General features: G+C 39.0%; 13 protein-coding genes (1 of these 13 only partly in view). All 13 read right to left on the minus strand.

The genetic code is table 11. From position 1 onward, the window contains the following. Window positions 1-344 precede the first annotated feature (344 nt). Window positions 345-1,208: a ribosome biogenesis GTPase YlqF gene (gene ylqF / locus V7137_RS17710; RefSeq protein ID WP_335699318.1), complete on the minus strand. Its 864-nt coding sequence runs from the start codon at window positions 1,206-1,208 to the stop codon at window positions 345-347. 144 nt (window positions 1,209-1,352) lie between these two features. Then, on the minus strand, window positions 1,353-1,913 hold the full coding sequence (gene lepB, locus V7137_RS17715) for a signal peptidase I (RefSeq protein ID WP_335699319.1): 561 nt from the start codon (window positions 1,911-1,913) through the stop codon (window positions 1,353-1,355). Window positions 1,914-2,128: 215 nt separating this feature from the next. Continuing rightward, window positions 2,129-2,473, minus strand: coding sequence for a 50S ribosomal protein L19 (rplS, locus tag V7137_RS17720; RefSeq protein ID WP_026566443.1), 345 nt, complete (start codon window positions 2,471-2,473; stop codon window positions 2,129-2,131). 145 nt (window positions 2,474-2,618) lie between these two features. Further along, window positions 2,619-3,359 carry a tRNA (guanosine(37)-N1)-methyltransferase TrmD gene (trmD, locus tag V7137_RS17725; protein WP_335699333.1) on the minus strand — a complete coding sequence of 247 codons (741 nt, stop codon included), beginning with the start codon at window positions 3,357-3,359 and terminating at the stop codon, window positions 2,619-2,621. After that, on the minus strand, window positions 3,359-3,877 hold the full coding sequence (gene rimM / locus V7137_RS17730; protein WP_335699320.1) for a ribosome maturation factor RimM: 519 nt from the start codon (window positions 3,875-3,877) through the stop codon (window positions 3,359-3,361). Before rimM ends, trmD begins: the two co-directional genes overlap by 1 nt. Window positions 3,878-3,881: 4 nt before the next feature. Beyond that, on the minus strand, window positions 3,882-4,277 hold the full coding sequence (locus V7137_RS17735) for a YlqD family protein (protein ID WP_335699321.1): 396 nt from the start codon (window positions 4,275-4,277) through the stop codon (window positions 3,882-3,884). A gap of 127 nt (window positions 4,278-4,404) precedes the next feature. After that, on the minus strand, window positions 4,405-4,635 hold the full coding sequence (locus tag V7137_RS17740) for a KH domain-containing protein (protein WP_218345648.1): 231 nt from the start codon (window positions 4,633-4,635) through the stop codon (window positions 4,405-4,407). Between the two features lie 11 nt (window positions 4,636-4,646). Next, window positions 4,647-4,919 (minus strand): 30S ribosomal protein S16, encoded by a 273-nt coding sequence (gene rpsP / locus V7137_RS17745; RefSeq protein ID WP_214714584.1) that lies wholly within the window; start codon window positions 4,917-4,919, stop codon window positions 4,647-4,649. Between the two features lie 211 nt (window positions 4,920-5,130). Next, window positions 5,131-6,483 (minus strand): signal recognition particle protein, encoded by a 1,353-nt coding sequence (gene ffh / locus V7137_RS17750; protein WP_335699322.1) that lies wholly within the window; start codon window positions 6,481-6,483, stop codon window positions 5,131-5,133. A gap of 12 nt (window positions 6,484-6,495) precedes the next feature. Continuing rightward, a complete protein-coding gene (locus tag V7137_RS17755; protein ID WP_335699323.1) occupies window positions 6,496-6,828 on the minus strand; it encodes a putative DNA-binding protein in 333 nt (110 codons plus the stop codon). A 96-nt stretch (window positions 6,829-6,924) separates the two neighbouring features. Beyond that, entirely contained in the window at window positions 6,925-7,911 is a 987-nt protein-coding gene (ftsY, locus tag V7137_RS17760; protein ID WP_335699324.1) for a signal recognition particle-docking protein FtsY, read from the minus strand. A gap of 87 nt (window positions 7,912-7,998) precedes the next feature. After that, window positions 7,999-11,565, minus strand: a complete 3,567-nt coding sequence (gene smc, locus V7137_RS17765; RefSeq protein WP_335699325.1) for a chromosome segregation protein SMC — start codon at window positions 11,563-11,565, stop codon at window positions 7,999-8,001. A gap of 54 nt (window positions 11,566-11,619) precedes the next feature. After that, on the minus strand, window positions 11,620-11,988 hold the 3' portion of the coding sequence (locus V7137_RS17770; RefSeq protein ID WP_335699326.1) for a ribonuclease III family protein. It continues 294 nt past the right edge of the window; the window shows 369 of its 663 coding nt (coding positions 295-663); its start codon lies beyond the right edge, outside the window; its stop codon occupies window positions 11,620-11,622.

An 11,988-nucleotide genomic window follows, 5' to 3' on the forward strand; every position in this document is an offset into this window, starting at 1 on the left:
AAGCAACAAATTTTACGAATAGAGCCATTACTAATTAATTTTACATGATTTGCGAACAAATAGCCTTCGAAAAATATTGGGAATTACAAAAGGCGGAAGCGCCCGTTTAGCGGCGTATGGACTGGAGCGCTCCAACCGAGATAAAGGAAACACGGAGCTCAAGTCGATTCGATGTTGACTTATCGTAGGCAGTAAAAATTCTTTAGAATTTTTACGCGGAGAGCGAAGTCCACTAGCCGTTGGGCGCTGGAGCTAGATTCAGACAACGAGTTCTGTGTTATCATCATTTGCCTAACCCATAAAAAAGACTCTCCGTCAGGGAGAGTTTATAACAAATGTTTTTCTTATTCAACCACAAAATCTGCTGGTCGCTCAAGTGTAATCCGGCCAAATTTTTCCGACCTAATTTCCCTGATGACTAATTCTGAAACCTTATCATAGTCAACGATACCACCTGCCATTAGACATCCACGCAGTTCGCCTATTTTGTCAAACATTTCTACGACATCTTCAGGTAAGGTTTCAAGATTATAACGCTCCTTTAAGCGTCCAGGATATTCCCGCTCTAAAAACCTGAGGACATACACAGTAAGGTCTTGCAGGTTCAGTAATGTATCTTTGATTGCGCCCGTTACAGCTAGTTTTTTGCCAACTTCCTGGTCCTCAAACTTCGGCCATAATATCCCGGGGGTATCTAAAAGTTCCATTTCCTTCCCTACTTTAATCCATTGTTGGGCTTTCGTAACACCTGGAGTATTTCCAGTTTTAGCGATATTTTTCTTCGCTAACCGATTAATTAACGTCGACTTACCAGCGTTGGGAATACCGACAATCATGGCTCGAATCGCCCTTGGATTCGTAACACCTCTTGCTCTTAGGCGGTCAAACTTTTCTTTCAGTATTTCTTGTGAAGCCTGGGCAATTTCTCTCATCCCTTCTCCAGCCTGAGAATTAATCGCCAGTGCTTTAATTCCTTTTGCGGCAAAGAATTCAATCCATTCCCTTGTGGCTTCTCTATCAGCCATATCAGCTTTATTTAACAAGACAAGCCTTGGCTTATGTTGAATGATTTCATCGATCATTGGATTTCTTGAGGAGTAGGGGATTCTCGCATCCACCAATTCAAAAATAATATCTACTAATTTTAACTTTTCCGTGACCTCTCTGCGCGCCTTTGCCATATGGCCTGGAAACCATTGGATCGTCATAGTTGGCCACCTCCTTTAAAAGCGTAAGCGCCTCGTAAGCTCCGACAAGCAAATGTTCACCAGTAAGAAAAGTCCTCACTTAGACTTTACTTGCTGGTGGTTATTTGAATCGAGCGGCTAGGCACTGAAGCTAGATAACAAACTCTATTTCACAGATACGATATGTGCATCATTTAAAGGCCAGTAAACAAAACTTGTTTTTCCGATAATTTTGCTATATGGAATGGTCCCAATGTGGCGACTATCTTTACTGAAGCGGCGATTGTCGCCCATCACAAACAATTCACCTTCCGGAACTGTTTTTCGACCTACGGCTGTTTCATCTAAGGTGAATGCATCTGTTAACGGACCATCTTGAACTTCTTTTTTATACTTATCTAAATAAGGTTCTTTATACGCTTTTCCATTAACGTATAATGTATCATTTTTATATTCAATGGTGTCGCCAGGCAGTCCAATCACGCGCTTTATGTAATCTTTTTGCTCAGGTGCATGAAAGACAATGATATCAAATCGCTTTGGCTCACCAATATCATAACTAAATTTATTTACTATCATCCGATCCTGATCCTTTAATGTAGGCATCATCGATAATCCATCGACAACGATCGGTGCAAACAAAAAGTAACGAATTACGGCAGCTAATATAACTGCTATTAAAAGGGCCTTTGTCCATTCCCAGAGTTCATTTTTCTTTTTTGTCATCGTAATCCCCGCCAATCTCTGTAAAAAGATGTTTTATAAGCTTATTTTACATAACTTCAACAAATTTAACACGATGGGATTATATTTTTTAATCAAACTTTAATAATTTGTTAAAAAATCAGCAACAATCTGGAAACCCCATAATTCATATTGTGAAGGGCATCAAATCATAAAAAAAAGAGCCTGCTCCCGAGCAAGCTCTTTTTCTTTTCATTTTATCGAATTTCTTTAATTCTTGCTTTTTTACCGCGAAGGTTACGCAAGTAGTAAAGCTTAGCACGGCGAACTTTACCGCGACGAAGTACTTCTAGCTTCGCAATTTTTGGTGTGTGTACTGGGAAAGTACGCTCAACGCCTACTCCGTAAGAAATTTTACGAACTGTAAAAGTTTCGCTAATTCCACCACCACGACGCTTAATCACAACACCTTCAAATAACTGAATACGCTCACGAGTACCCTCGACAACTTTAACATGTACACGTACAGTGTCACCAGGACGGAAAGCAGGAAGATCAGTACGAAGTTGTTCTTTTGTGATTTCTTCAATCAATTTTTGCATCGTTTTCAACTCCTTCCAACAGACGCTCATGCACATCAAACTTCTAAATCAATTGCAGCGGAACATCGTTATAAGACCACAATCTGATAGGTATCAGCTTAAGTCACAAGAAGTATCATACCATAATTGCTAGAGACGTGCAATACTACTCATATTCTTTTTTTATTTCTTTTAGCCATTTTTCCTGCTCGGCTGTTAATTCTATTTTCTCAAAAAGGTCTGGCCGTCTTACAAGCGTTCGACGTAATGCTTCTTTATTACGCCATTCTTCTATTAACTTATGGTTCCCTGATAATAAAACGTCTGGAACCTTTAGGCCCCTGAAATCAGCTGGTCTTGTATAGTGTGGATGTTCAAGCAGACCTGTACTAAAAGAGTCTTTCATATGTGATTCCTGATTACCTAACACTTCTGGCAGAAGGCGGACAACGCTATCAACTACAACCATGGCGCCAAGTTCACCACCAGTCAGGACATAATCACCGATCGAGATTTCGTCCGTTACAACATGTTCTCTGATGCGTTCATCATACCCCTCATAATGACCACAAATAAAAATTAAATGCTCTTCTTTTGCCAATTCCTCAGCTTTTCGCTGTTCGTAGCGTTCGCCTTGTGGACATAGAAGAATCACTCTTGGATTCCCGCTTTTTGCTTTTTCTTTAAGTGATTCAACCGCATCAAAGATAGGCTGCGGTTTTAAAACCATACCAGCACCGCCGCCGTAAGGATAATCATCAACCGAAGAATGTTTGTTATCTGCATATTCTCGAAAATTAACGACATTATAGTTGACCGCTGATTTTTCAACAGCCTTTTGCAGTATGGATTGGCCAAGTACCCCGGAAAACATTTCCGGAAATAATGTCAGTATATCAATTTGCATCATGAAAGTAACCCTTCCATCGGATCAATTAGTATGACTTTTTCTTTCACATCTACTTTCTTGACCACATCATGAATATAAGGGATTAGTAGTTCTTTGCCACCTTTACCTTTAACCACCCAAACGTCATTGGCTCCAGGGGATAGAATTTCAGTCACTTTTCCTAGTTCGTCCCCTTTTGTTGTAGCAACAAGGCATCCAATTATCTCATGATAATAAAATTCATCTTCCTCAAGTGATTCAAGTTGTGATTCAGGTACTTTCAGAATTCCATCCCTATACTTTTCAACTTCATTGATATTGTTGTACCCTTCAAATGTTAGTAATTCAAAATTTTTATGGGTGCGGTGGCTTTTGACTGTTAGTTCAATCGGCGTACTTGAATTTGGCATAAATAAATATAATACATTGCCAGCCTTATAGCGTTTCTCAGGGAAATCAGTCTTTGATATGACCCGGACTTCCCCTTTAATCCCCTGAGTGTTAACAATTTTTCCGACATTAAACCATTTTTCCATTTCCTTATTCACCTTCTCTTATTTCCTCGATTACACCATCTTTAATAATGATTTCAGGCTGTCCTAAACGATCGTTCCATGAATCGCCTACTTTTACCTCAATGAGTGCCTGGATTTCCTTTTCCTTTAATTCACTGCCTAAAGGTAGCATATGTAATTGTTCGATTTGAAACTCAAGAAGCTTTTCTTTTTCTAAACGCTTATTGATTTCTTTTTCAAAATGATTTTTCAACGTTCCAGGTGAAAAGTTCTTGGTTTTTTCCATGCGCTTCAACTCAAATTGAAGTTGACTTTTTTCCCGTTGAAGCTGGAGTTTTCTTGCTTCGTATTGGTCGAATAATTTTTTCTTGCTGTCTTCCGTTAGAATTTGTTTTACCACAACAGTTTGAATGATTTGCAAAGAAATGCCTCCCTCACGCTATCACATTCGTTTTTCTTTGATTAACTCCAGCGCCTAGGGACGCTTTCGCTTTTCTATAGCAAAAAAGGGAGGAATTAATTCCTCCCTTTCATCTAGGTGCAAAAAGCTATTCACCAATTTCTAGAAAAATTTTCTTTTGTTGTGATGATCCTGCTGCATAAACAACAGTTCTAATGGCCTTTGCAACGCGCCCCTGTTTGCCAATAACTTTTCCCATATCTGCTTTATTCACAGATAGTTGATAGGTTACGCGGCTGTCGTCTTCCACAACATCAACTCGAACGTCTTCTGGAAAATCAACAAGAGGCTTAACAATTGTTTCGACTAATTGTTTCATAGTCGTATGTGTTACTTACTTAATTTTGCATTATGGAATTTTTCCATGATGCCTTGGTTTGAGAAAAGGTTACGAACTGTATCAGATGGTTTTGCACCGTCTTGTAACCACTTAAGAGCTAATTCTTCGTTGATGTCAACTTTAGCTGGTTGTGCAACTGGATTGTAAGTTCCAACGATTTCAATGTAACGTCCATCACGTGGTGAACGAGAATCTGCTACTACGATACGATAGAATGGGTTTTTGTTAGCTCCCATACGTTTTAAACGAATTTTTACTGCCATTTTAAAAAAGCACCTCCGAATAGTTTCACACAAGATAGTATAATATCAATTCTTTTATAGTTTGTAAAGTGTTTTTTCTTTACATACAGTATTACCAAATTTTTTCAAAATAAAACAAATGATTTTTTGAACTTAGATGACCGTCTAGCTCCAGCCCCTAGGAAAAAATGAACTACTTTTTTCCCTGATCAAGGCGCTTCCGCTTTTGAATTTAAAACGGTTTAAAAGGGAATTTAAATCCGCCTTTTTTCTTGCCTTTTTGCTGCATTCCAGTCATTTGTTTCATCATTTTTTTCATATCTTCAAACTGCTTCAACAAACGATTTACTTCAGTTACAGAACGACCGCTGCCTTTTGCAATTCGGTTTTTCCGTTTTGCGTTCAAGATTTCAGGATTATTTTTTTCCGCCATCGTCATTGAACGAATGATAGCTTCTACGTGTGCAATTTGCTTTTCATCAATTTGCAGGTTATTTAACCCTTTAATTTTATTTGCACCAGGCATCATCTTTAATAATTCGTCTAGCGGCCCTAAATTACGGACTTGACCAAGCTGTTCCAAAAAATCTTCCAGCGTAAATGAGGCTGTCCTCATTTTTTGTTCCAACTCTTTGGCTTTCTCTTCATCAACATTAGCTTGAGCCTTTTCAATTAGCGTAAGGACATCACCCATACCGAGGATCCTTGATGCCATCCGTTCAGGGTGAAACGGTTCAAGAGCGTCTAACTTTTCACCTAAACCGACGAATTTAATAGGTGTTTGTGTAACAGCGCGTATAGAGAGCGCGGCCCCACCCCTGGTATCTCCGTCGAGCTTGGTTAAGACAACTCCAGTAAGTCCGAGCTGTTCATTAAAGCTTTGTGCGACATTGACCGCGTCTTGACCAGTCATGGAATCGACAACTAAGAAGATTTCATCGGGTTTAGTCAATTCCTTAATGTCCTTTAACTCACCCATTAATGCTTCATCAACATGTAGTCGGCCTGCCGTATCAATAAGGACATAGTCATTGTGTTCTTCTTTTGCTTTGGCAATTGCCTGCCTTGCAATTTCTACAGGGCTAACTTGATCACCGAGTGAGAAAACAGGCATGTCCAATTGCTTACCAAGTGTTTCAAGCTGTTTAATGGCCGCAGGTCGATAAATATCTGCTGCAACAAGCAAGGGCTTACGGTTATACTTTTTGCGAAGTAAATTGGCAAGTTTCCCTGACGTTGTCGTTTTACCGGCACCCTGTAATCCGACCATCATGATGACAGTTGGGGGACGATTTGACGCAGCGATTTTGCTTTGTTCCCCACCCATTAACTCCGTCAATTCTTCATTAACGATTTTAATAATTTGTTGTCCAGGTGTTAAGCTTTTCAGTACTTCCGCCCCTACGGCACGTTCACTGACTTTTTTCACAAAATCTTTTACTACTTTGAAGTTAACGTCTGCTTCAAGTAAAGCGAGTCGCACTTCCCGCATCATTTCTTTTACATCCGTTTCGGAAACTTTCCCTTTACCACGGATTTTTTGGATCGTATTCTGCAGTCGGTCGGCTAATCCTTCAAATGCCATTCATGCCGCCTCCTAATCTAAATTCTCCAACTCGGCAACAGCTTCTAGCATTGCCAGTTTTGAAGGGTCGTCCTCGTTAAGTAATTCTTTAACATTTCTCAAAAGTTTCATACGCTCTTGAAATTTATGAAATAACAGCAACTTTTCTTCATATTCCTCGAGCATTGCCTCAGTCCGCTTAATATTATCATAAACGGCTTGACGACTGACGTCATACTCTTCGGCTATTTCTCCTAATGAGAAATCATCTAAATAATAGAGAGACATATAGCTTTGCTGCTTTGGTGTTAACAACGAATGGTAAAAATCATAAAGATAGTTCATCCGTGTTGTTTTTTCAAGCATGCCAATCCCCTCCAACACGTATGTTAAGTGAAAAGCCTTTACATAAGTAGTTTACAGGGTCGAACAATTTCTGTCAAGATAATACCTTTACATCCACTATTCTGTCTTTTCAATTTCATTGGCAAATAGTCCATACACATATTTCTCTGCATCAAATTCCTGAAGGTCATCCATTTTTTCGCCTAGTCCGACAAATTTCACAGGAATTTTTAATTCATTTCGAATCGCAAGGACTATTCCACCTTTAGCCGTTCCGTCCAATTTTGAAAGGACGATTCCACTTACATTGGTCACTTCTTTAAATGTTTTTGCCTGGATTAAAGCGTTTTGCCCCGTTGTAGCATCTAAAACTAGGATGACTTCGTGCGGTGCTCCAGGAATTTCTTTTTCAATGACACGCTTAACCTTCTCAAGTTCCTTCATTAAGTTCACTTTATTTTGCAAGCGTCCTGCGGTGTCACATAATAAAATATCGGATTTGCGAGATTTCGCTGCCTGAATCGCATCATACATAACTGCAGCAGGATCTGACCCTTCTGCTTGCTTGATGACGTCAACACCGACTCTCTCTCCCCATACTTCCAGTTGTTCTATCGCTCCCGCACGGAAAGTATCACCTGCAGCCAATAGTACTTTCTTTCCTTCATTTTTAAATTTGTAACCAAGTTTCCCAATAGTGGTCGTTTTGCCAACACCATTAACCCCTACAAATAGGATCACGGTCAACCCATTCTCTTGAATATTTAATTTGGAGGATAGCTCCTCACCTGCATTATAGATATCAACAAGTTTTTCGGAAATTACACTTTGAACTTCCTGAGGATCTTGGATGTTCTTGCGTTTTACCTCCATTTTCAACTCTTCAATTAGTGTCATTACAGTCTCAAAACCGACATCGGCCTGAATCATTATTTCCTCTAATTCTTCAAAGAAATCTTCATCCACTTTGCGGTATCTTGCGACAAGATCGTTTACTTTTCCTGAAAAATTATCTCTTGTTTTCGTCAGACCTTCCTTAAACTTCTCTGTGACGGAATCGGTCGATTTTGTGATTTTCTCTTTTAACTTTTTAAAAAAACTCATTTTTTCACTTCCTATTTTTTTTGCTATGTTAAACTTATTTGTTGATTTCCGCTTCAATCAACAAGGACTTTTAACACAGACATTTTTTTAAGATTCAACAAGCTCTTTTGTATCCTCGAGACGAACAGATACCAACTTGGAAACGCCTGATTCTTGCATTGTAACCCCGTATAAAACATCCGCTTCTTCCATTGTTCCTTTGCGGTGGGTAATTACAATAAACTGTGTCTCGGTGCTGTACCGTTTTAGATATTGGCTAAAACGTTGAACATTTGCTTCATCCAGGGCAGCTTCGACCTCATCCAGTATACAAAATGGAACAGGCCGTACTTTTAAAATTGAAAACAAAAGTGCAATAGCTGTTAATGCTCGTTCTCCACCTGATAATAAGCCTAAATTTTGCAGTTTTTTCCCCGGAGGCTGCGCCACTATTTCGACACCAGTATTTAATAAATCTCCCGGAATGGTAAGGACTAAGTCAGCTCTTCCACCTCCAAAAAGCGACCTGAATACTGGCTCGAAATGTTCACGAATACCATTGAAGGTTTGTTCAAACCGTTTTTTCATTTCTTCATCCATTTCCTCAATTACCTTGTAAAGAGTTTCTTTGGCATCTTGGAGATCGGTCTTTTGTTCATTGAGAAACTCGTATCGTTCGGAAACACGATCATATTCTTCAATCGCCCCAATGTTGACGTTTCCTAGTTCCTCTATGGCAAGTTTGATGAGCTTAACCTTTTTCCTTGCCTCTTCTAATGGTATTGTTAATGGATATTGCTCCTTAGCTCCTTCAAATGATAAAAGATATTCTTCTCGGAGGCGGGCAAAACGGTTTTCAAGTTCTACATCCAAGCGGTTGATTTTTACTTCCTCGTCTTTTAAAACGACAATCAGTCCTCGGTGAAGTCTTTTTAATTCTTTTACTTCCAATTCTAGATCATCTAATGTCGTCTTTAAGGAAAGCCGTTCTTCTCTTCGAACAGATATTAACTCCAATGCCGCTTCTTTATCCTGTTGTTTTCTAATGGCCGCTGTTTCTAACTGTTCCTCACCGGATGAACTGTTCGTCATTTCCGAAGTTAACAGATTAAGGTCTTCCGTATAAAGTGAAAGCTTTTGTTCACTCTCTTCTAAATCAGCCTGTAATAAAGTTAAGCGTTCTTGTGTACTCATATACTGCTCATTTTTGGAGGCAAAAGCTACTTTTAGATCATTTATTTCGTTCGAAAGCGCTTCTTTCGATGTCAGATCACTCGACTTTTGTTCCGAAAGCTTCGATATTTGAGTATCTAGCTCTGCTATTGAAATTTGGTAGTTTTTCATAGCAGTTGATAATTCCAATTTTCTATTTGTTAAGGTTGTCTTTTCATCTGAAAATTGCCCTTTTTCAAGGTCGTAAATGGCCAATCGTTCATTGATGTTTTTTTCTTCGAGATCTGCTTGACGAAGATCACCCTTTAGGGTCAGTTCAGTTAGTCTCAAATCTTCGCCATCTTTACGCAATTCCTCCAGCTGAGTTTCTAAACCAGAAACCTCTGTTTTTAATGACTTTACATGTTTCTCTAACTGGGTCGCTTTTTCTTCCATCACGATCAGCTTTTCTTTTAATTCTTCTAACTCACCTTTACGAGTTAACAATGAAGAATTTTTTTGCTTAATCGCCCCCCCTGTCATTGAACCGCCAGGATTGACGATATCGCCATCAAGTGTAACCATTCGGCAGCGATATTGAAGAATTTTCGCTAATTCATTTGCACCCTTTAAGTCTCTAGTTATGACCACATTCCCAAGAAGGCTGCTCATAACCTCGGCGTATTTTGGATCAAATTTCACTAGACTAACAGCGGTTCCAATAAAGGAAGAATGTTTTTGAATCGAAGATAATTGGACAGCAGACAAGGATCTCCCCTTAATAACATTCAAAGGTAAAAACGTTGCCCTGCCAAAAGAATTCTGTTTCAAATATTGGATGGCTGTACGTGCATTTTGCTCATTATCGACAACGATATGTTGGAGTGCCCCTCCAAACGCTGTTTCAAGTGCGGCTTCATACTCTTTTGGAACGGTTACAAGTTCAGCAACAGCCCCTTCAATTCCCTTGAGGCTTTTCCCGCGTGCTTTAAGAACCTCTTTTACACCTTGAAAAAAGCCAGAGTAATCCTCTTCCATTTCTTCGAGCATTTCTTTTCTTGACTGTGCCTGCTGGAGAATTTGATAAGCCTGATACAGCATTTTTTCCTGCTTTTGATAATTATTTTTCGTTGTCTCAAGCTTTCGCTGCTTGCCTCGAAAGGCTCCAACTTGATCTTCTATTTTTTGTCGGATTTCGTCTAAAGCTGATTGGATCTCGGATTTTTTACTTTTTGCAATTTGCCGTTCCTCAATAAACTTGTCATTCTCAATATCCAGTCGTGAACTTTTTCTTTCCTGTTGTTCCAGCTGTTGATGAATATATTTCAATTCATTTTTTGCGCCAGCCTGGTCGTTTAATATTTCAATATATTCACTTTTTAAACTCTCTATTTTATCTTCTATATTTTCATTAAATAACTGCAGTTTTGACTGTTTTTCCTTTAATTGGTCTTGTAATTGCTGTACTTGCTTCCCAAGTTCTTCCGCTGACATAAAAAGTCTGTCGCGATTCTTTTTTAGCTGACTAATTTTTTCTGTTAGTTCCGTTATATTTGTTTCCAGCTGCTCTTTATTTTGTGAGGCATTTTTCTTTCGTTCTTTTAAGACTTCTTTTCGACCTTCAAGTTTTTCTAGTTCTTCTGTTGCATGAAGAAGAACGTTTTGCAGGTCTGTGATGGACTCATCAAAGGCGGTTATCTGATCTCTTTTTTCTACTATTTTCGCTTCTTTTACTTGCAGTTCAGAAGAGATTTTGAGTTCATCCTCCTGATGTTCTTTAAGCTGTTTGGAAAGTTCCTCCCAATTTTTATGGAGGTCTTCAATCTCATATACTGTTAAAGCTACCTCAAATTTTTCTAATTCCTCTTTTTTCTCCAGGTAATCTTTTGCCATCGATGCCTGTATTTTTAGTGGTTCAACTTGGCTTTCGAGTTCGTGTAATATATCATTGACACGGTTTAAATTGTCCTGGGTTTCAAACAGTTTCACTTCTGCCTTTTTCTTTCGATGTTTATATTTTAGAACCCCTGCGGCTTCATCGAATATCGTCCGTCTTTCTTCTGCTTTACTATTTAAAATTTCCTCCACTTTTCCTTGGCTTATAATCGAAAATGCTTCTCGTCCGAGCCCAGAATCCATGAATAAATCGATAATATCCTTTAGACGGCACTGCTGTTTATTTATTAAGAATTCACTCTCACCAGAGCGTGATACTCTTCTCGTTACACTTATTTCGTTATAATCAAGTGACACGCCTTGGTCTTGATTATCTAAGGTTAATGTCACTTCAGCAAAGTTCAGAGGTTTTCTTGTATCACTTCCGCCAAAAATAATATCCTCCATTTTGCTGCCTCTTAACGATTTCGCTGATTGTTCCCCCAAAACCCAACGGATGGCATCGGTTATATTACTTTTTCCACTGCCGTTGGGACCTACCACCGCCGTTACTCCTGGAACAAAATCAACACCAATGCGATCAGCAAAGGACTTAAAGCCAATAATGTCCAACCGTTTTAGAAACATTTCTTAATCCTCCCTATGCATGCAAGTTGGACTACTGACATACATTTTGTCATTCTAAGTTGTTTTTGCCTTTAATATGTCTAAAGCCATTTGGGCGGCATGTTGTTCGGCTTCCTTCTTTGATTTTCCCGTTCCTACACCCAATTCCTTTCCGTTCAAGGAAACTTTAGAAACAAATTCTTTGTTGTGTGCAGGCCCAATTTCTTGAAGAACACGATACTCAATTGTCCCTGTTCCATCTCGTTGAATGAGCTCCTGTAATTGGCTTTTATAATCCATCACATGAGAAAAAGCACCAGCATTTATTTTGGGAAATACTACTTTTTCTAGAAAACTAATAACTGTTTCAATTCCTTGGTCCAAATATAGGGCACCGATGAACGCTTCAAAAACATCGGCTAATAAGGCGGGACGCTCTCTTCC

This window comes from Neobacillus drentensis (assembly GCF_036962765.1).
GTDB classification, from domain to species: Bacteria; Bacillota; Bacilli; order Bacillales; family Cytobacillaceae; genus Neobacillus; species Neobacillus drentensis_C.